The organism is Clostridium sp. AM46-21, assembly GCF_003480025.1.
In the GTDB taxonomy this organism is placed as follows: domain Bacteria; phylum Bacillota; class Clostridia; order Lachnospirales; family Lachnospiraceae; genus Coprococcus; species Coprococcus ammoniilyticus.
On sequence record NZ_QUIB01000005.1, the window covers coordinates 65,679 to 85,771 of the forward strand.

A 20,093-nucleotide genomic window follows, 5' to 3' on the forward strand; every position below is an offset into this window, starting at 1 on the left:
AAAATACAGACAGGATAGATAGAAGTACATTGATATCAGAAATATGAAAGGGATGTCCTTCTCAGATGAAGGATGTCCTTTTTCTATACCAAAGTTTCTATATAAATAAAGGTATTTGGCAGATGAGATGTATAAGAAAATGGAGAGTAAAACTATGCATGAAGTAAAAGAGACAGCTTACTGTCTGGATGAGGTAGATCAGAAGATTCTGGAACTGTTAGAGAAGGATGCTCGTATGTCTTTAAAGGATATTGCGGAATGTGTTTTTCTGTCATCAACAGCAGTATCTACAAGAATAGAGCGGTTAAAGGAAGCAGGGGTGATCGAGGGCTTTCAGGTACAGATCAATCCGATCGCACTGGGATATTATACAAAAGCATTTATTAATTTAGAGGTAGAGCCAAACGACAAACAGGATTTTTATCCATTTATCAAGAACTGCAAAAATGTTGTGGAATGTAATTGTGTGACTGGTGACTATTCCATGCTGATCGAGGTTATCTTTGAGACAACGATGGCACTGGATCTGTTTATCGGTGAATTGCAGAGATTTGGAAAAACAAAGACTTTGATCGCATTCTCGACCTCTGTAGAACACAGAAATATCTACTGGAAGGAAGAAAATCAGGAGCCGAATGCATAAATTTTTTTTCGAAAGCGGATACTAACAATGGGAGGTTGCTTATGAAACAGAACGTAAAGAAAAAAGAGACATATATTCCATCATCCAACGGAAGAGATAAATTACATGTCATCGTCTGGATTCCACAGGGTGAGATCAAGGCGGTGCTTCAGATCTCTCATGGTATGATAGAGGACATGGAGCGTTATGATCATTTTGCAAGATTTATGGCTGCCAGAGGAATTCTGGTATGTGGAAATGATCATCTGGGGCATGGCCTAACAGCCAGAAATAAATCCGAGATGGGTTATATGTATGCTTATGATGCAAGTAAGACGATGGCAGCAGATGTTCATCGTGTGACCAGATGCGTAAAACGGGCATATCCGAATCTTCCGTATTTTCTTATGGGACACAGCATGGGATCATTTATTGCAAGAAGATATATGTGCGAATATGCAAAAGATCCAAAGTACCCTGCAAAGCTGCAGAAAAATGCCAGCATAGATGGTTTTATCTGTATGGGAACGGGCGGACATCCGAAGTGTATGCTGAAGATCGGAGAGGCGGTAGCCGGAGTGGAGAGTATGCTCCGTGGCGAGAAGCATAGAAGCAAATTGTTGCAGGTGCTTGCATTTGGTACTTACCTTTTCGGTATTCCCAGAATGACGATCATGAACGGTGAGAAGCGGAAGCGTACCGTGAAAGACTGGCTGAGCAGAGACTATGTTCAGGTTGACAAATATATGGCAGACCCGATGTATGACTATACCTTTACGGTGAAAGGTTATAAGACTTTATTCAAAACACTGGAATTTATTCAGGATGAGGATAATCTGGCAAATGTGCCAAAGAATATGCCGGTATTATTCATATCAGGAAGCAAAGATCCGGTCGGTCACTATGGTCTGGATGTGAAACTCTTATACAACAAATACAGCCGATATATCACAGATGATGTCAAATGCATCCTGTACAAGGATGCGCGTCACGAAGTCATAAACGAGATCAACAACATTCAGGCATATTACGATATCTATAACTGGATCGACCTGCACACCATAGGGGTGTAGGGGCGGAAACACATTTTAGTAATAAAAACAGAACAGGTGGTAACCCTCAACCGGGGCATTTTCAAACCATAGCATGAACGACTGAGAGTTACCGCCTGTTCGTTTGCGTTACAAGCTGATCTTCTTTTCGAGGAGCACGGAGCTTCCGATATAGCTTGCCACCATTACTACGAAGTAGAGTGCGATCTGTGGGATCATGGCATACATGGCTTCCATAAATGTTGCATCCGGTCCGGGATTGGACAGATGGGGAATCTTAGAAGCAATTACAGACAGGATCACATAGAAGACGATGAACAGTACGAAACTGATAAAACCTTTAATCTTCTTTGTCTGAAGAATGGTGGAGCATACCGATACCGCAAGGTAGGCAAGTGTGATCGTCATAAAGAACTGGATCAGAAATACAAGGATAAATGCCAGTAATCTTAAGATAACGCCGCCCAGGGAATATCCCCCCATTTCAAGAATATTACTTAGAAAATCATAAAAAGTATCAATGGAGTCATATGTGGAGTATGCCAGGCTGAGATCTAAGGTCAGTAATCCGAATATAACAGCAACGATTATTGCACCTGTCAGCAGGATGGATAACAGTTTGGCGCCGATTACTTTATAGCTGGATATAGGAGCCATAAAGACCAGATATCCCGATTTGTTTTTCAGATCCTGACTGTAACTGATTATGCCATAGATCAATACAAACAGGTAACAGCAGAAAGCCGCGAGAATAAGCAGGGCAACAGCAATAACAGAGTGATCTGCATGTTCGGTTAACGTACCAATGAGAAAGTAAAGCTCAATGGCAGCTATGACGATCCCTACGATCAGAAGTGGAAAGATTCCACGGCGAAATTCATATTTTAACATTTTTAACATAATTCAATACCTCCCAGTTTATGCGTAGATTTCTTTATACATATCAACAATGGATTTGCCCTGTGCGATACGAAGTTCTTCTGCATTACCCTGTAATACACAGGTTCCGTTTTTGATGAAGATGGCATGATCAATGATCTTTTCCAGTTCATCCACCAGATGGCTTGACATGATAACGGCAGTGTCATCTGAGATATTAGACACGATTGTATGAATGATCTTCTCGCGGGCAATGATATCGATGCCGTTTAACGGTTCGTCTAACATAATAACTTCCGAATTCCTTGAAAGTGTTGCAACGATCTTCAGCTTTGCCATCATACCGGATGACATCTCACGCACTTTTTGCTTTGGCGACAGATCCATTTCCTGTAACAGTCGCATGTATTTGTCATAATCAAAATCAGCGAAGAAATCACGGTAATATTTTCCGACATCGATGCAGTTCATATAACCGAAGAAATAGGCTTCTGTAGGCATATATGCGATATGCGCTTTGGCTTTGTAATCTAATGGCCGGTTATCCATCGTGATCGTACCGGAAGTCGGTTTTGAAAGCCCGGCGATCATTTTCATAAGGGTGGATTTACCGCTTCCGTTCGGACCGAGTAGAGCATAAATGTTACCGGATATGATATCCAGTGACAGGTCCGAAACAGCGGTCGTACTCATATACTTTTTTACTAAGTGTTCACATTTAATCATAGTATTCATTCCTTTCAATACATGTTTTTACAGGGAATAGTAGTCCTGCAATAATCGGATGATCTCTTCCGGCGTATATCCCATGCCGGTGAGCTGTTCATCCAGAACTGTAAGGATCTGCTTTAACTGTTCCTGTTTCAGCCGATCAATTACCTGAGGATCTTCTGTTACAAATGTACCAATTCCACGTTTCGTATATGACAGTCCGAGAGAGTCCATCTCGTTATAAACCCGAGCCGCGGTGTTTGGGTTGATGTCATATTGGATGGCAAGCTCTCTGGATGATGGGAGCTTGGTGCCAAGTGGCAGGGCACCTGTAATAATCTTCTTTTTTATATCATCGATGACCTGAAGGTAGATTGGCAGGTTTGATTTAAATTCCAAATGCTTCCCTCCTAACTGCTGTGCTAGTTGGATAGTACACCAATACACTTGGGATGTCAAGCATAAAAAATAAATTTATAAATATTAATTTGCCGGCAAAAACTTCCATTTACAGGTGAATTGCCGGATAAAGGTTGAAATTAATGAGAATAATTCTTAAAAAGGTATTCAAACCTGACAAAATATGTGTTAGTATAAACTTATCAAAAGTAAGATCGGAATAAATCATTGGAGTGAATGGGTATGGCAGAGAAAAGAAACACAAAACAAAAACAGGTTATATATTCGGTTATAAAAGAATTGAAAAGTCATCCGACTGCTCAGCAGCTTCATCAGATCCTGGTGGAGAGAGGTTATAATATAGGTGCATCGACTGTATACAGAGTATTGGCGGATGCGGTTGATGACGGCATTATCATGAATGTATTCTCATTTGATAAGAATGAACATTTTGATGGCAATCCGGTTCCACATTATCATATTATCTGTACCAAATGTGGAAGAATCTTCGACAGTCATGTGCCATATGATCCTGAGATCGATGATCGAGGCAGACTGGTGGATGAGGGCTTTATCATTTCATCCCACAATCTTGAATATGTCGGCATCTGCCCTGAATGTCAGAACGAGCAGGAATAACACCATGCTTTGATGGGTTGTTCAGGTTTTATATAAGATTTCAATATAGCATACACATACAGCAACACCCATATGGTTATTCCACTATAAATGACTTACTGCGGTTTCTGTTCGCAGCACATGTCTGATTCGTAAATACTCCTGTGCCAACTGAGCGGAGCACTTAGTGAAGACGAGCGTTAGCGCGAAGTCTGAGGTTAGTGCGTGCCATGTAAGTACACTTAGCGAAAACAAGCGTTAGCGTAGTTTGAGGTTAGTGTAGCTTACTCGAATTCGACAATGTGCAGCTCACAACGAAATCCTCGTATATGTCATGTTATAATGGAACAACCATATGGGTGTTGCTGTATGTGTATGCTATATTTTATGCAATCTTATATAAATCCTGATAGTGTTATAAAGCATGGTGTTATTCCTGCTCTTTGTTATCTTCATTGTCTTCCCTGTCGAAAACCTCAAACTCAGCGTCATTATTCTGGATGGTGGAAATCACCTTGGCAGATTTTACAGGACGCATCGGATCGGTCATTGGATTCTGGATGAAAGTCTGGTTTGATGATGGCAGGACAACATTCTGACCAAGAATGGATCTGCGGTCACGGATTGCACGGCGTCTGGCACGTTCTTCTGCAGGGAGCTGTTCCTCATCTTCCATATCCTCATCTGCTTCGGAACCCTCGTCGATGTCTTCCGGTTCATCCATGTCATTATGATCTGTGACAGGCTTATGCTCGGAATTTGACCGGGCTTTTTTGCCGCGCATATTCAAAAGAGTGCTTATAAAGTCGGAGCTTTCAAAGCTGTTTTTTTGACCGGACGATTTATCGGTTTCGTTGGTATCTTCATCATCTTCAAGTTCTTCCATGTCTTCGTATTCGATTGAAGAATCAATATCGGAATCTTCGGAATCAGCGCTTTCGTCTGCAGTGTCTGCATCAGATTCATCCGAATCGTCTTCTTCCGGTTCTGCATTTCCGAATAATTCATCGAAATAGGACTGTTCGATATGGATATCAAAATCTGCTTCGGCATGTCCGACCTCATCCTTGCAGTCGTTATAAATCTTTGTGTTATACGTTTTCTTAAGCTGTTCGATCAGTTCTTTATCATCATACTGAAGCTGCTCCAAAATACGGGCAACAATGATTCCCTGATATTCGTCGCTCCAGCCATCTTCGAGCTTGATCACGATACCGAGCTTCCGGCTTCGGATCGCCATACAGATCACACCTCTGGAACCGTCCTTCATAAGAAGATCCGGGTTCTTATTTACATAGTAAGATGGTGTAAAGTAATCGTTGATCTTTTCAGGATTCTTGTTAATACAGTCGAAGTTATAGGTGATTGCTTCCCGTATATCATCCGGCAGGTTGAACGGATCTGCAAGTTTTGCATAAGCAAGTGCGATATTACGCATTGGAAGTGCAAATACCGGAACACCACAGCCGTCGATTCCCAGACTGATCCGGTAAGTCGGAGTCTGGCTTAGCATGGATAAGAATGAAATGATCTGCTTCTGGACAGGAGAGTCCGGAAGCTGGTAGCCGGTGACTTTTCCTGTCAGTTCACGCTGCAGCATCATAAGGCTTAAGTGCTTGCCGGAGCAGCAGTGCTGCAAACGGCTCTTGCCCTCTACAGGATTCAGCTTGGAACCAAGTGCAAGCTTGTCCGCAAGCGGTGTTGCAGATGTGGAGATCGTTGGATTCATGATCATATCTTCTTCTTTTAAGCCCGTTTTTTCCATGATGCTCTGAAGTACATAGATGTGATGATTACTGCCCCAGTGAGAGGAATTACAGATCGTTACTTCTTCCTCGCTCAGGTTATATTTTTTATGAAGACCTGCAAGCAGGGTAGGAAGCACCTGGATCGGTTTGCTTGCGGAACGCATATAAGTCTGGCGCTCAATATCACCGGTATAAGCAATTGTTTCGCCGGTTGATGAAACAATAGCAATAGATCCATAATGTACATTTTCAACAACATCGCCACGGTATTCTTTTACTAAAATTTCAGCCATAAGTTCTTCTTCCTTTCATCTTCGTATACTCAGGCATTTGTGGGATTATGACAGGTCAAAATCTGTGTAACAGCCTGAAAGTATATCGGTAAAATAATTAAGTAGAGTTTATCACAAGTAGAAAACCATTTCTACCCGGAGAATATAGGAAAGAAATTTTTTTAATCAAAAATAACCAGTAAAAATTGTTAAAAGATACATGAAAAATTCATGCAAAATATGTGTTTGTTTTGTAAAAATGTTTAAAATTTCTATATTCTTTCAACTTTTATTGTGAAAATGCAATAAAAAACTTTGCTTATTACAAAAACAGTGGTATAATGCATTTATATTAATACGCACGAAGGGGTGACATTATGATTAAAAAAGAAATGATAGCCATGCTTCTTGCAGGAGGACAGGGAAGCCGTTTAGGTGTTCTGACCTCTAATCTGGCTAAGCCGGCTGTAGCTTTTGGCGGCAAATACAAGATTATCGATTTCCCATTAAGCAACTGTATTAATTCAGGTGTTGATACAGTAGGTGTTCTTACACAGTACAGACCACTGAGGCTTAACCAGCATATTGGAATCGGTATCCCTTGGGATCTGGATCGTAACATAGGAGGCGTGACAGTTCTTCCGCCATACGAGAAAAGTGATAACAGCGAATGGTATACAGGTACTGCAAATGCTATTTATCAGAACCTGGAGTTTATAGATTATTATAATCCTGAATATGTTCTGATATTATCCGGTGATCATATCTACAAGATGGACTATGAAAACATGCTGGAATATCACAAATCCTGTGATGCTGATATTACACTTGCTACATATCAGGTACCATGGGAAGAGGCTAGCAGATTTGGCGTTGTAATTACAGATGAGAACAATGTTATTTCAGAATTTGAGGAGAAACCTGCAAATCCTAGAAGTAACAAAGCATCTATGGGTATATATATATTCAGTTGGAAGGTGCTTCGTGAGGCACTTGTAAAGATGAAGGATCAGCCGGAATGTGACTTTGGTAAGCACATCATTCCATACTGCCATTCAAATGGCAAGAAGATCTGTGCATACGACTTCAAGGGTTACTGGAAGGACGTAGGAACACTTGGTTCTTACTGGGAAGCAAATATGGAGTTAGTAGATATTGTTCCTGAATTCAATCTGTATGAGGAGTTCTGGAAGATCTACACCAAGACAGATGCGATCCCACCACAGTACATAGATGCAAGCGGCAGAGTAAGCAGATGTATCATCGGTGAAGGAACAGAGGTATACGGCGATGTTGAGAATTCCGTTATCGGTTCCGGCGTTACGATCGAAAAGGGTGCAGTCATCCGTAATTCGATCATTATGAATAACGCAACGATCGGTGAGAATGCATATATGGACAAGGCTATCATCGCAGAGAATGTTAAGATTGGTAAGGATGCTAAGCTTGGAATCGGAGAAGAAGCTGTCAACGAATTCAAGCCACAGATTTATTCATTTGGACTTGTTACGATCGGAGAGAACTCAGTTGTTCCTGATGGTGTAACAATCGGTAAGAATACTGCTATATCTGGTGTGACTACTCCGGAAGATTATCCGGATGGCAACTTAAAGAGTGGCGGAAGTATTATAAAGGCAGGTGAATAGAGATGAGAGCATTAGGTATAATTTTAGCAGGTGGTAATAGCAACAAGATGGGCGAATTATCAGCAAAGAGAGCTGTTGCAGCGATGCCTATTACTGGCGGTTACAGAGCTATTGATTTTGCCCTTTCGAATATGACAAATTCCCATATCCAGAAGGTAGCGGTATTTACACAGTACAATACCAGATCTCTGAACGAACATCTGAATTCCAGCAAATGGTGGGATTTCGGAAGAAAACAGGGTGGTCTCTATATATTCACACCAACCATTACATCAGAGAACAGCTACTGGTATAAAGGTACAGCAGATGCACTTTATCAGAACATTAATTTCCTGAAGGAAAGTCATGAACCATATGTAGTTATTGCATCCGGTGATGGTATCTACAAGCTGGATTATGGTAAGGTTCTGGAAGAGCACATCAGCAAAGGCGCAGATATTACAGTTGTATGTAAGGATCTCGAACCTGGAGAAGATGATGTGAACCGTTTCGGTGTAGTACAGATGGATGCGGACAATCGTATTGTAGATTTCGAGGAGAAGCCATTGGTTGCAGGCAATAATACGATCTCAACCGGTATCTATGTGATCAGGAGAAGACAGCTCATCGAATTACTGGAAACCTGTGCAAATGAAGGCAGAACTGATTTTGTAAGAGATATTCTTGTAAGATATAAGAATGTAAAGAAGATTTATGGATATAAGATGGATACTTACTGGAGAAACATCGGAACCAAGGAGTCTTACTATAAGACAAACATGGATTTCCTGAACAGAGATGTAAGAAACTATTTCTTCAAGCAGCATCCTGACATCTACTCCAAGGTGGAGGATCTTCCACCGGCAAAGTATAATGGGGAAGCGGTTGTGAATAACAGCCTGGTAGCAAGTGGATGTATCATAAATGGTACTGTAGAAAATTCAGTATTATTTAAGAAGGTATACATTGGCAACAACTGTGTGATCAGAAATTCTATTATTCTGAACGATGTACACATTGGGGATAATTGTGTAATTGAAAACTGTATTGTAGAAAGTAGAGATACGATCCGTGCAAATACAGTTCATCAGGGTAGCCCGGGTGACATCAAGGTTATCGTGGAGAAGAATTTCAGATACGCATTGTAGCAGATAAGAAAGACAAGGGGGTACACACGATGCAGGTGACCGATATCAGAGTCAGGGGTGTTGAAAAAGAAGGTAAGATGAAAGCCGTCGTTTCGATCACAATTGATAATGAATTTGTAGTTCATGATATCAAAGTGATCCAGGGTGATAAGGGATTGTTTATTGCGATGCCTAGCCGGAAAGCAGCAGATGGTGAGTACAGAGATATCGCACATCCAATCAATACTGAGACAAGAGAACGTCTGCAGCGGATGATACTTGAGAAATATCAGGAATCACTGGAAGCTTAAGACGTGAAACGGAGCCAGCCACTGTAGATGCAGTGGCTGGCTTTAGTGTTAGTATTGGTATTTATATATGGTAAAGATCTATAACAAGGGGAGAGAAGGTTTATGGAAATAAATAGAGTAATGATATTGTTTTCGGGTTGTTTTTTGATTGTTTGGTCTACTTTCAAATGGAAGATTCCAAATGTGATTTGGAACGCTAAATTAACCAAAGTATGTTCTGTGGCTTTGGGATTGTATAATATTATTTTAGCGATTTGTTATGAAAAAGATTTAAACATTGCTTTATTCATTGTAGACTTTATTCTCTATATTTTATTGGATGTAGGATTTTTAACAGTTAAGTTAAAAAAGGATAAAAAAGGAAAAATAAAGAATCTTCAACTGGGGATTTGCTCCATTTTTGTTATTTTGGCTATGATTATGGTATGTTTTAATTTGAATGAGATTTATGCCAGCATAATGATTTTAGCTGGTGCGATGATGGGGATATCTGTTCCTTTTCAGAAAATGAATTGTGATTAAAGTGTCGATTAATAAAGTGGTTGTGAGACGAAATTCAATAAATAAGTTGTTCATTTAATTTGAGAGGAGATTATATTTATGAAATGTTTATCATGTGGTAAGGAAGAATTTGATGAATGTACGAAATATTTCCACCATATGGTTGAAAATGAAATAGGGATAAAGTAAAATTAGCTGTGGTAATCTCATATTTTATTTGGAGGTAATTATGCTGAAAGCAATCATCCTTGCAGCAGGCAAGGGAACAAGAATGAAATCTGAAAAGCCAAAGGTTGTGCACGAGGTGCTTGGTAAGCCGATGGTATACTATTCGATAGAAGCGGCAAGAGCTGCCGGATGTGATAAAGTCTGCGTGATCGTTGGATACAAGGCAGAAGAAGTAGAAAAAAGTATTAAAGATACTTATGCGAAGCTTGATAAGACAGAAGAAATGCAGGATGTAGTAAGCTATGCACTACAGACCGAACAGCTTGGAACCGGTCATGCGGTCAAGTGTGCTTCTGATTTTATCGGCACAGAGGGCGATGTTGTTGTCCTTTGCGGAGATACACCACTTGTAACCGGTAAGACATTAGAGCAGGCGATCAAGAAGCATGTTGCAGCAGGAAATGGTGTTACGGTTATCTCAGCGATGCTTTCAGATCCATTTGGATACGGAAGAATTATCCGTGATGAGAAAGGCTTATCAAAGATCGTAGAACAGAAGGATGCAACCGAGGAAGAACAGGCGGTTAGAGAAGTAAATTCCGGTATGTATATTTTCAAATGTGATGCATTACTGGCAGCACTTTCACAGATTACAAATGATAATGCACAGGGTGAATATTATCTGCCGGATACCATTGAGATCATCAAGAAAATGGGACTTCCGGTCGATGCGGCAGCCATGGAGGATGCAGATCAGATCAAGGGTGTTAATACACTGGAACAGCTTGCAGAAGCAGAAGAGATAATGAGGTCAAGATAAGATGAAACTGATAGTAGGACTTGGAAATCCGGGAACCAAATATGCGGGAACCAGACATAATGTAGGATTTTCCGTAATTGTAGGACTTGCAGATAAATATAATATAGAATTGAGTGAAAAGAAGCATAAAGCGATCTATGGCAGGGGCATGATAGAAGGAGAGAAAGTGATCCTTGCAATGCCACAGACATTTATGAATCTGAGTGGAGAAAGTGTCCGGGAGCTGGTTGATTATTACAAATGCGATCCATCCGATGTGATCGTTGCTTATGATGATATCGATCTGGCAGTCGGCAAGCTTAGAATCCGTGAAAAGGGAAGTGCCGGTGGACATAATGGAATGAAGAATATCATTTCGCATCTGGGAACACAGGAATTTGTCCGTGTCCGTGTCGGAATCGGAAAGAAACCGGATCGTATGGATCTTGCAGATTATGTATTATCCAGATTCGGAAAAGATGAACTTCCGGAGATCAAGGCAGGCTGTGATAATGCCTGTGATGCGATCGCATTGATCTTAAAAGACAGTGCGTCAGCAGCAATGAATAAATATAATTAACCGAAAGACCAAATGTGTTGATCGGAACAGGTCGTATACAGGGTGTAGCCATGCATATGGTCAGACAGGTATAAATAATCAGAAAATAAAAAAGAAAGGGAGCCAGGCTGTATCAGCCTGGCATTTGGCGTCGATATGAAGGCAATCAATGAGCCTGTAAAACATACCGAAAATTATATACAGATAAAGGACTGGTTAAAAGAGCAGGATGGCATCGTCAATATATCCGGAAATGACGGAACAGACCGGGTGTATCTGATGCATGCATTTTCATCCGATGCACATGTAAGGCTGGTCGTAACCTACAGCGAACAGAGAATGGAACAGTTATATGAGGACTTCCGTTTCTATGATAAAGCGGTGTATATGTATCCGTCGAAGGATATTTTATTTTACAGCTCAGATATCCATGGAAATTCTATCACCAGACGGCGGATGGATATTTTCAGACGACTGATCGAGGGAGAAGCCTGTACGATCATTCTGACGGTAGATGCGTTATTTGATAGGATGCCGGATCTGTCCTATATTAAGAAAAATGTGGTGACGATCCGTGAGGCAGAAGAACTGGACGTCGAGGCGCTTAAGAAGCGCCTGGTGGAACTGGGGTATGAAAAGGCAGACAGTGTAGATGGTGTCGGACAGTTTGCTGTGCGTGGTGGTATCATTGATATTTTTCCTCTGACAGAGGAATGTCCATATCGTATCGATATGTGGGATACGGAGGTCGATACCATCCGAAGCTTTGATGTGGAAAGCCAGCGGTCGATCGAACAGGTGCAGGAGATCCAGATCTATCCAGCAAGCGAGATGGTGTTGTCTGATCGCAGGACGGCGCAGGGTATCCGTAAGCTGGAGCAGGAATTCAAACCATATTATGAGAAGCTGCGGAAAGAGTTCAAGACAGAGGAAGCTGCCCGCTTAAAGAAGCAGATCGGAGAGATCAAAGAGCAGTTGACGGAGTTCCATGGAATGGCAGGAGTCGACAGTTATGTAGAGTATTTCTACAGTAAGACCGTATCACTGTTAGACTGCTTTCATACAAAAAATACAGTTGTTTTATTAGATGAGACCTCGAGGATATCAGATTATGCGGATAACTATATGGCGACCTTCCTTGAGAGTATGGAGAGCCGCCTGGAGGGTGGCTATATCCTTCCGGGTATGATGAATATTTTATTTACCTATCCGGCAATCGTGCAGAAAATGCAGGCATTTCAGACGCTCGCATTTTCTATTCTGTATCATGAGGATCGGTATTTTACGATCCGGCATGATGTAACTTACGACAGCCGTGTGGTTAATTCCTACAGAAATAATTTTGAAGCGTTAATTGCGGATATCGGAAAATGGAGAGAGAAGAATTATCGAATCGTATTTATCTCACCATCGACGACCAGAGCCAAACGGATGGTTGAAAATCTGACCGGCCATGATGTGGCATGCTTCTATTCGGAGGATACCGACCGCGTTCTTTCCGAGAAAGAGGTAATGGTTACGACAGGAAGACTTCGGGCAGGATTTGAGTTCCCGGAGCTGAAGCTGGTTGTGATAAATGAAGGCGACGTCTTTACTGCACGGAGCAGTACGAAGAAAAAGAAGAATCAGAAGCCACGGTATTCCGGTGAAGTGATCAAAGATTTCTCCGATATCAGTGTGGGAGACTGCGTGATCCATGAACGCTATGGAGTTGGTATCTATGGCGGTATCGAGAAGGTTGAAGTGGATGGTGTCTTGAAGGATTATGTAACGATCAATTATGCAGAGGGCGGAAAGCTCTATGTGCTGGCTTCTGAGGTAGACTGTATCCAGAAATACAGTGATAAAGAGGGCAGACGACCGAAGATCAACAAGCTGGGCAGTAAGGACTGGGAGAAGACCAGAAGCCGGGTGAAAGGTCATGTTGCAACGATCGCGAAAGAGCTGGTGAACCTGTATGCGAAACGACAGGCATCGCAGGGCTTCTGCTATTCGAAGGATACGATCTGGCAGCAGGAATTTGAGGAAATGTTCCCGTATGAGGAAACGGATGACCAGAAGAAAGCGATCGCAGAGACAAAGGCAGACATGGAGAGCAGCAAGATCATGGACCGTCTGATCTGTGGTGATGTGGGCTTTGGTAAGACCGAGGTTGCGATCCGTGCGGCATTTAAGGCAGTATACGATGGCAGACAGGTTGCTTATCTTGTGCCGACTACGATCCTTGCACAGCAGCATTATAATACATTTAAAGAACGTATGAAGGAATTTCCGGTCGAGATCCGGCTGTTGTGCCGTTTCTGTACACCGAAGGAGGTTCGGGAGACGATTGCTGATCTGAAGGCCGGCAAGGTGGATATCGTGATCGGAACACATCGGTTGTTGTCCAAGGATGTGGCATTTAAGCAGCTCGGTCTGCTGATCATAGATGAGGAGCAGCGGTTTGGTGTCACACATAAGGAAAAGATCAAGCAGATGAAGACAAATGTTGACGTCCTGACCTTGACAGCGACTCCTATTCCTCGTACACTTCATATGAGTCTGATCGGTATCCGGGATATGAGCGTTCTGGAAGAAGCACCGGTTGACAGACGGGCGATCCAGACCTATGTCATGGAGCTTGATCCCGAACTTGTCAAAGAAGCGATCAAGCGTGAGCTGGCGCGGGATGGTCAGGTATATTATGTATATAACCGGGTAAATAATATAGAGATGATCACATCGGAGATCGCATCCCTTGTACCGGATGCAGTCGTTGAGTATGCGCATGGCCAGATGCATGAACGACAACTAGAGGACATCATGTACCGGTTTATCAATCATGAGATTGATGTGTTGGTTACTACGACGATCATCGAGACAGGCTTGGATATTCCGAATGCAAATACCATGATCATTCATGATGCGGATACATTTGGCTTATCCCAGTTGTATCAGCTCCGCGGCCGTGTCGGCCGTTCAGATCGGAATGCATATGCATTTCTGATGTACCGTCGGGATAAACTTATTAAGGAAACTGCGGAAAAGAGACTGAAAGCGATCCGGGAATTTACCGATCTTGGTTCCGGAATCAAGGTGTCCATGAAGGATCTGGAGATCCGCGGCGCGGGAAATATCTTAGGCGAGGATCAGTCCGGTCATATGGAAGCAGTTGGTTATGATCTGTACTGTAAGATGTTAAATGATGCGATCCGTCAGGAGATGGGCGAGAAGGTTGAAGAACGGTTTGAGACAACCGTACAGCTTCCGGTGGATGCTTATATACCGGCTGAATATGTCAAGAATGAATTCATTAAGCTGGATCTGTATAAGAGGATATCTCATATCGCATCGGATGATGATTACGACGATATCATTGACGAATTAAACGACAGATTTGGAGAGATGCCGACAGAGGTTCTGAACCTGCTTGATGTATCTTTATTAAAGGCAAAGGCAAATCGTGCCTATATAACCAGCATTATGCTGGCGGGGGCGGAGCTACGGTTTTCGATGTTTAAACAGGCGAAGATCGACACAGCAAAGATTGATTCGTTATTAGATAAATATAGAGGAAGCATGAAATTTGTGATCGGCAACAGTCCATCTTTTGTGCTTAAGATGAAGACGATCACAGAGAAAGAAATCTGGAAGCAGGCGAGAGCAGTTGTAGCTGATATTGCGGAGCTTGCAGAAGAATAAAGGATGATCAGCATACCGAAATCTGTAATGTTTGCAGGATGATGCAGATGCCGGAATCGGTGAGCTGGAAGAACAGGAGGTTTGGTGGATGAAACGTAGAATTCTAAAGGCTATTTCTTTGATCTGTACATGTGTGATGTTACTTACACTTGCAGCGTGCGGAGAAGAAAGTCAGGATAATACAGGAAAATATATCGTATTCAAATTCGGAAATGACAACATTTATCTGGACGAGGTGTATATCTATGCACAGACAACCATTGATGAGTACGAAAAGGAATACGGCAACGATATCTGGGGAAAAACGATCGAGACGGATGGGGGCATCGAGATGAACGTCGAGGAAATGGCAAGACGTGAAGTGATCTCTAATATTGTCCAGACCAAGGCGCTGATCGCACAGGCGGATGAATATAAGATCAGTCTGACGGCGGAAGAACAGGCACAGGCAGAACAGGAAGCGGAAGATTTCTATAACAGTCTGACCGATGAGCAGTTGAAAGAAACCGGCATGGAGGCAGATACACCATCCCGTGTTCTTCAGGAGAATGCACTCGCAAAGAAGATCTACGATCATGTCATGAGCGATTCCTCTGCTGAGGTGTCCGATGAGCAGGCAAGAATGACGACATTTTACGATATGTTCTTTGAGTGTTATTATGAGGATGATTTTGGGAATATCGTAGTATACAGTAAGGATAAGATTGCAGAACAGAAACAAAAAGCGGACGAGGCTTATACTTCGATCAAACAGCAGTTATCGGACAATCCGAACCTGAATATCACTTTCCTTGGTCACACAAATAACCTGCAATATGCAGGAAGCCATACCATGAGTAAGGATCAGATCCTGGAAAGCTATGGACAGGAGGTGCTGGATACTTTATATGATATGCAGGATGGAGATATCTCACAGGTTATCGAGACTGAGAATGGCTATCATATCTTCCAGATGACATATCTGACGGATGAGAAGGCAACCGCTACGAATAAAGCGGAGCTGACAAAAGCGGCAAATGATGCCTATTTTAATAACCTTTTAACGAACTGGGTATCGAAGATTGATAAAGATTACACTTATTCCAAGAGTGTAAATACCGATGTGTATAGTATGATCACGTTTAATTAGTGGGATAGAATAAAAATGTCCATGGTACATTTCGTGCCATGGACATTTTTATTTCGCCTGTTTATTTTCTTCCGGTTGAACCAAATCCACACTTACCGCGTACAGTATCGGATAATTCATCTACAGTATGGAAACATCCGGTAATGTATGGGGTGATAACAAGCTGCGCAATACGTTCGCCGCTTTCAATCGTCTGATCGACATTAGAGTGGTTGTGGAGTGCTACCATGATCTCTCCACGGTAATCTGCATCGATAACGCCTACTTTGTTGGCAGGTGCAAGACCACGTTTACAGGCAAGACCGCTTCTCGCATAGACCAGTCCGGCATAGCCGGCCGGAATCTCGATAGCCAGTCCGGTGTGGATGAACTGGGTTTCTCCTGCAGCGATCGTTACCGGCTCATCCATGCAGGCATACAGATCTGCGCCGGCAGCAAATTCAGAACCATAAGAAGGAATTGTCGCATTTTCATTCAATTTCTTAATGTTAATATCAAATGTGGTCATTAGAAGTACCTTCCTTTCTCGTCCCATAAGACTGCTTTTTTGGCAGCTAATGATTTTGGAACATCCAATATTCTCTGATTTGTAGAACCTCTGAATCGCAGATCCAGAACTTTCTTTTCTTCAACAAATTCTCCATCGACTAAAACATCCAGATAGGACAGGAATTTGTGAGTGAAATCCCACTGGAAATACATCTTGTCCAGAACGTCTTTTTCAAAATCATAGCCGGTATAGCACCAGATCGTTTTATCCGGATAAGCAGCCTTGAACTGTTCCAGAAGTGGAAGCAGTCCCTGTTGATTGACGAATTCCAATGGTTCGCCGCCAAGCAGGGTAAGCCCTACAATATGATCCGGCTTACAGAGTTCAATGATCGTATCAATTTCTTTTTGAGTAAAGGGCTTACCTGCGTTGAAATCCCAGGTATCCTGATTAAAACAACCTTTACAGTGGTGTGTGCAGCCGGATACGAACAGAGAGGTTCGAACTCCGGTTCCGTTTGCGATATCACACCGTTTGATATCCATATAATTCATAATTATTATTTCTCCCATACAAAAAGTATGGCCCGCATTGCCCTCTACGACATGCAGACCATACAAATTGAAATTATTAATGCACTTAGTTAAAAATCGGATGTAAACTGTTCATACAAGTAAATACTTTATGCATAGCTTTAATATAAACCAATTTTTTCAATATAGCAAGTGTTTTTATAAAAATTCCGGTATATTCTGATCGTATGTGGTATATGTCTTTATCTGTGGTATGGCTGAACCACATGCATCAGACCTGAATTCTACAGGTGTAATACTCTGGAAGCCATTTCTTTTGTTTTGCCGACGTTCCAGAAGTTCTCACCGAGATAACCACAGGTTCTTCTTGTAACGTTCATTTTTGCATGGTCTTTGTTGCCACACTGAGGACATTCCCATTCACCATCTGCATTGATGATGATCTCGCCATCATAGCCACATACATGGCAATAGTCAGACTTTGTATTGAATTCAGCATACTGGATGTTCTCATAAATGTAACGAACCACTTCTGCAAGTGCATCCAGATTGTTGCGCATATTTGGTATCTCGACATAGGAGATTGCACCACCGGATGAGATCGTCTGGAACTGACTCTCAAATCTGAACTTGCTGAATGCATCGATCTTCTCACGTACATCAACATGGTAAGAGTTCGTGTAGTAGCCCTTATCTGTAACATCCTTGATCGTACCGAAACGCTCTTTATCAATACGGGCAAATCTGTAACATAAGCTTTCGGCAGGTGTTCCATATAAGCCGAAGCCAAGTCCGGTATCAGCCTTCCATTTATCACAGGCTGCACGCATTCTGTTCATAACCTTTAATGCAAATTCTTCACCAACCGGATCTGTATGGCTGACACCCTTCATCAGGATAGAAGTTTCATACAATCCGATGTATCCAAGCGACAGAGTAGAGTAGCCGTTGTGAAGTAATGGATCGATAACCTCACCCTTCTTTAATCGTGCGATCGCGCCATATTGCCAGTGAATCGGGCTGACATCTGAAGTTACGCCTTCCAGCGCTCTATGACGGCACATCAGAGCATCGTAACATAACTGAAGCCGTTCATCTAGGAGTGACCAGAATTTATCTTCATCACCCTTTGCCAGAATACCGATCTGAGGAAGATTCAGGCTGACAACACCCTGGTTGAAACGACCTTCCCACTTATAGTTGCCATTTTCATCCTTCCAAGGAGAGAGGAAAGAACGGCATCCCATACAGGAGAAGACATTACCTTCATAGTTCTCACGCATCTTCTTAGCGGAGATGTAATCCGGATACATTCTCTTTGCGGAGCACTTGATCGCAAGACGGGTGATGTAATCATATTTGCCGCCCTTTAAGCAGTTGTGCTCATCCAGAACGTAGATCAGCTTTGGAAATGCAGGTGTTACATAAACACCAACTTCGTTTTTAATACCCTCTAAACGCTGACGGAGGATTTCTTCTACGATCATGGCATTCTCTTCAATGTATTCATCATTTGGATCGAGATTCAGGAATAAGGTAACAAATGGAGACTGGCCATTTGTAGTCATCAGAGTGTTGATCTGGTACTGGATTGTCTGAACACCGGAACGGAGTTCATCGTTCAGTCTTTCTTTTACCAGCTCCTCTAATGTATCAGCATCTAATCTCTCGCCAAATTCTTCCTGATATAACGCTTTGTATTTATTGTAACTCTTACGCAGATATTTTCCAAGGTGACGGATATCAACGGACTGACCACCATACTGGCTGGAGGCAACGGCAGCAATGATCTGTGTAACGATCGTACACGCAACCTGAAAACTTTTAGGGCTCTCGATCAGTTTGCCGTTCATGACGGTGCCATTGTCAAGCATATCTCCGATGTTGATCAGACAACAGTTGAAGATCGGCTGTAAGAAATAATCAGCATCGTGGAAATGGATCGCACCTTCTTCATGTGCTTTTGAAATCTTTTCAGGCAGCAGAAGTCGTTTGGTGAGATCCTTTGAAACCTCACCGGCGATCAGATCTCGCTGAGTGGAAGCAACAGTTGCGTTTTTATTTGAATTCTCTTCCATAACATCTTTGTTTCTGTTCTGGATCAAGCTGAGAATGGAATCGTCAGTTGTATTTGCTTTACGGATCAGTTCACGGCTGTATCTATATATAATGTAAGTTTTGGCAAGGACGAATTTCCCTTCTGCCATAATCTTCTGCTCGATGATATCCTGGATGTCCTCGACCAGCATTCTTTTTCTGTTTTTTGCTTCGATACCGTCTATGATCTCTTCTATTTTTTCTTCAGAAATTTTTTCGCAGTCTTCGACTTCGGCATTTGCCTTCTGGATGGCAACGATAATCTTGCTGCGATCATAGGATACGGCTCGACCGTCTCTTTTGATTACCTGCATTTTTACATTCTCCTTCAAAATTGATTATCTAGATATTGAGTGCGATATTTTCTCAAACCCCAACATATTGCGTCGTGTGTGAAAAAAAGACAAAAAAATGAACGATTTAAAATCTGTGAGACTAAAAAATCGTTTGGAATATTTTGTAACTCTATGTCCCCGACAGTTACACATTATAGCATCACCATTTTGGTTTGTCTATATCAATCAGTACAAAATATTGAGAAAAAATCAAAGAAATAATACTAGATATTGTGTTGCATGGGAAAATGTGATTTGCTGTTCGAGAGGCGATTGACATTATGTGAAATTGTCGGAAATTGTATCTGAAAGTATGGATGCTGTCGAAATATTGCGAACAATCAGGCATTTAACAATAACGTTGCATAGTTTGTGACATTTCTATGAATTACTTAAAATAGCTTTATTTTTAATTGGAAATGTGATATAAAGCTATG

18 protein-coding genes are annotated in these 20,093 nt (G+C 41.9%); 11 read left to right on the plus strand and 7 right to left on the minus strand.

Annotation, left to right across the window (positions count from 1 at the left end; all coding sequences use genetic code 11):
• The first annotated feature begins 184 nt into the window (after nt 1-184).
• Nucleotides 185-643: an Lrp/AsnC family transcriptional regulator gene (locus tag DW959_RS04580; RefSeq protein ID WP_044944768.1), complete on the plus strand. Its 459-nt coding sequence runs from the start codon at nt 185-187 to the stop codon at nt 641-643.
• Nucleotides 644-684: 41 nt separating this feature from the next.
• Complete coding sequence (locus DW959_RS04585) at nt 685-1,695, plus strand: alpha/beta fold hydrolase (protein ID WP_117808649.1); 1,011 nt, start codon at nt 685-687, stop codon at nt 1,693-1,695.
• A gap of 108 nt (nt 1,696-1,803) precedes the next feature.
• Here DW959_RS04585 and DW959_RS04590 read toward each other — a convergent pair whose 3' ends face one another.
• From DW959_RS04590 to DW959_RS04600, 3 genes are read right to left on the minus strand one after another with little or no spacing between them, the layout of a single operon-like run.
• Entirely contained in the window at nt 1,804-2,574 is a 771-nt protein-coding gene (locus tag DW959_RS04590) for an ABC transporter permease (protein WP_118615544.1), read from the minus strand.
• An 18-nt stretch (nt 2,575-2,592) separates the two neighbouring features.
• The gene (locus DW959_RS04595; RefSeq protein WP_021943154.1) at nt 2,593-3,279 is read right to left on the minus strand and encodes an ABC transporter ATP-binding protein; all 687 of its coding nucleotides are present in this window, start codon (nt 3,277-3,279) and stop codon (nt 2,593-2,595) included.
• Nucleotides 3,280-3,306: 27 nt separating this feature from the next.
• Nucleotides 3,307-3,663 (minus strand): GntR family transcriptional regulator, encoded by a 357-nt coding sequence (locus tag DW959_RS04600; protein WP_118615546.1) that lies wholly within the window; start codon nt 3,661-3,663, stop codon nt 3,307-3,309.
• Nucleotides 3,664-3,906: 243 nt separating this feature from the next.
• Here DW959_RS04600 and DW959_RS04605 point away from each other — a divergent pair, with 243 nt between their 5' ends.
• On the plus strand, nt 3,907-4,302 hold the full coding sequence (locus tag DW959_RS04605) for a transcriptional repressor (protein ID WP_118615548.1): 396 nt from the start codon (nt 3,907-3,909) through the stop codon (nt 4,300-4,302).
• Nucleotides 4,303-4,711: 409 nt separating this feature from the next.
• Here DW959_RS04605 and DW959_RS04610 read toward each other — a convergent pair whose 3' ends face one another.
• On the minus strand, nt 4,712-6,322 hold the full coding sequence (locus DW959_RS04610; RefSeq protein WP_118615550.1) for an asparaginase: 1,611 nt from the start codon (nt 6,320-6,322) through the stop codon (nt 4,712-4,714).
• A 356-nt stretch (nt 6,323-6,678) separates the two neighbouring features.
• On the opposite strand from DW959_RS04610, the gene DW959_RS04615 reads away from it, so the two are divergent.
• The 8 genes from DW959_RS04615 (at nt 6,679) to DW959_RS04650 (ending at nt 16,201) form a co-directional block, all read left to right on the plus strand.
• The gene (locus DW959_RS04615; protein WP_117823201.1) at nt 6,679-7,947 is read left to right on the plus strand and encodes a glucose-1-phosphate adenylyltransferase; all 1,269 of its coding nucleotides are present in this window, start codon (nt 6,679-6,681) and stop codon (nt 7,945-7,947) included.
• 2 nt (nt 7,948-7,949) lie between these two features.
• Entirely contained in the window at nt 7,950-9,074 is a 1,125-nt protein-coding gene (gene glgD, locus DW959_RS04620) for a glucose-1-phosphate adenylyltransferase subunit GlgD (RefSeq protein WP_117823199.1), read from the plus strand.
• A 29-nt stretch (nt 9,075-9,103) separates the two neighbouring features.
• Nucleotides 9,104-9,364, plus strand: coding sequence for a septation regulator SpoVG (gene spoVG, locus DW959_RS04625; RefSeq protein ID WP_008400199.1), 261 nt, complete (start codon nt 9,104-9,106; stop codon nt 9,362-9,364).
• Between the two features lie 102 nt (nt 9,365-9,466).
• Entirely contained in the window at nt 9,467-9,886 is a 420-nt protein-coding gene (locus tag DW959_RS04630) for a hypothetical protein (protein ID WP_008400198.1), read from the plus strand.
• A 208-nt stretch (nt 9,887-10,094) separates the two neighbouring features.
• Nucleotides 10,095-10,853: a sugar phosphate nucleotidyltransferase gene (locus DW959_RS04635; protein WP_117823197.1), complete on the plus strand. Its 759-nt coding sequence runs from the start codon at nt 10,095-10,097 to the stop codon at nt 10,851-10,853.
• Nucleotide 10,854: 1 nt separating this feature from the next.
• Nucleotides 10,855-11,412: an aminoacyl-tRNA hydrolase gene (gene pth, locus DW959_RS04640; RefSeq protein WP_117823195.1), complete on the plus strand. Its 558-nt coding sequence runs from the start codon at nt 10,855-10,857 to the stop codon at nt 11,410-11,412.
• Nucleotides 11,413-11,547: 135 nt separating this feature from the next.
• Nucleotides 11,548-15,072 (plus strand): transcription-repair coupling factor, encoded by a 3,525-nt coding sequence (mfd, locus tag DW959_RS04645; RefSeq protein ID WP_118615552.1) that lies wholly within the window; start codon nt 11,548-11,550, stop codon nt 15,070-15,072.
• Nucleotides 15,073-15,160: 88 nt separating this feature from the next.
• Nucleotides 15,161-16,201 (plus strand): peptidylprolyl isomerase, encoded by a 1,041-nt coding sequence (locus tag DW959_RS04650; protein WP_243023337.1) that lies wholly within the window; start codon nt 15,161-15,163, stop codon nt 16,199-16,201.
• Nucleotides 16,202-16,262: 61 nt separating this feature from the next.
• On the opposite strand, the gene dut is transcribed toward DW959_RS04650, so the two are convergent.
• The 3 genes from dut to nrdD all read right to left on the minus strand — a co-directional run bounded on the left by dut (nt 16,263) and on the right by nrdD (nt 19,635).
• Nucleotides 16,263-16,709, minus strand: a complete 447-nt coding sequence (gene dut, locus DW959_RS04655) for a dUTP diphosphatase (protein WP_118615556.1) — start codon at nt 16,707-16,709, stop codon at nt 16,263-16,265.
• Nucleotides 16,709-17,245: an anaerobic ribonucleoside-triphosphate reductase activating protein gene (gene nrdG, locus DW959_RS04660; RefSeq protein WP_021943173.1), complete on the minus strand. Its 537-nt coding sequence runs from the start codon at nt 17,243-17,245 to the stop codon at nt 16,709-16,711. The genes dut and nrdG overlap by 1 nt, the downstream gene beginning before the upstream one ends.
• Before the next feature lie 263 nt (nt 17,246-17,508).
• Nucleotides 17,509-19,635, minus strand: a complete 2,127-nt coding sequence (gene nrdD / locus DW959_RS04665) for an anaerobic ribonucleoside-triphosphate reductase (protein WP_117823187.1) — start codon at nt 19,633-19,635, stop codon at nt 17,509-17,511.
• Nucleotides 19,636-20,093: the final 458 nt, after the last annotated feature.

Excerpts from the sequence above, each read along its gene's own strand:
- DW959_RS04615 (WP_117823201.1), top strand. The coding sequence starts at position 6,679 with ATGATTAAAAAAGAAATGATAGCCATGCTTCTTGCAGGAGGACAGGGA.
- nrdG (WP_021943173.1), bottom strand. The coding sequence starts at position 17,245 with ATGAATTATATGGATATCAAACGGTGTGATATCGCAAACGGAACCGGA.
- DW959_RS04630 (WP_008400198.1), top strand. The coding sequence starts at position 9,467 with ATGGAAATAAATAGAGTAATGATATTGTTTTCGGGTTGTTTTTTGATT.
- nrdD (WP_117823187.1), bottom strand. The coding sequence starts at position 19,635 with ATGCAGGTAATCAAAAGAGACGGTCGAGCCGTATCCTATGATCGCAGC.
- DW959_RS04595 (WP_021943154.1), bottom strand. The coding sequence starts at position 3,279 with ATGATTAAATGTGAACACTTAGTAAAAAAGTATATGAGTACGACCGCT.
- spoVG (WP_008400199.1), top strand. The coding sequence starts at position 9,104 with ATGCAGGTGACCGATATCAGAGTCAGGGGTGTTGAAAAAGAAGGTAAG.
- DW959_RS04590 (WP_118615544.1), bottom strand. The coding sequence starts at position 2,574 with ATGTTAAAAATGTTAAAATATGAATTTCGCCGTGGAATCTTTCCACTT.
- DW959_RS04605 (WP_118615548.1), top strand. The coding sequence starts at position 3,907 with ATGGCAGAGAAAAGAAACACAAAACAAAAACAGGTTATATATTCGGTT.
- pth (WP_117823195.1), top strand. The coding sequence starts at position 10,855 with ATGAAACTGATAGTAGGACTTGGAAATCCGGGAACCAAATATGCGGGA.
- DW959_RS04585 (WP_117808649.1), top strand. The coding sequence starts at position 685 with ATGAAACAGAACGTAAAGAAAAAAGAGACATATATTCCATCATCCAAC.
- glgD (WP_117823199.1), top strand. The coding sequence starts at position 7,950 with ATGAGAGCATTAGGTATAATTTTAGCAGGTGGTAATAGCAACAAGATG.
- DW959_RS04650 (WP_243023337.1), top strand. The coding sequence starts at position 15,161 with ATGAAACGTAGAATTCTAAAGGCTATTTCTTTGATCTGTACATGTGTG.
- DW959_RS04635 (WP_117823197.1), top strand. The coding sequence starts at position 10,095 with ATGCTGAAAGCAATCATCCTTGCAGCAGGCAAGGGAACAAGAATGAAA.
- mfd (WP_118615552.1), top strand. The coding sequence starts at position 11,548 with ATGAAGGCAATCAATGAGCCTGTAAAACATACCGAAAATTATATACAG.
- dut (WP_118615556.1), bottom strand. The coding sequence starts at position 16,709 with ATGACCACATTTGATATTAACATTAAGAAATTGAATGAAAATGCGACA.
- DW959_RS04610 (WP_118615550.1), bottom strand. The coding sequence starts at position 6,322 with ATGGCTGAAATTTTAGTAAAAGAATACCGTGGCGATGTTGTTGAAAAT.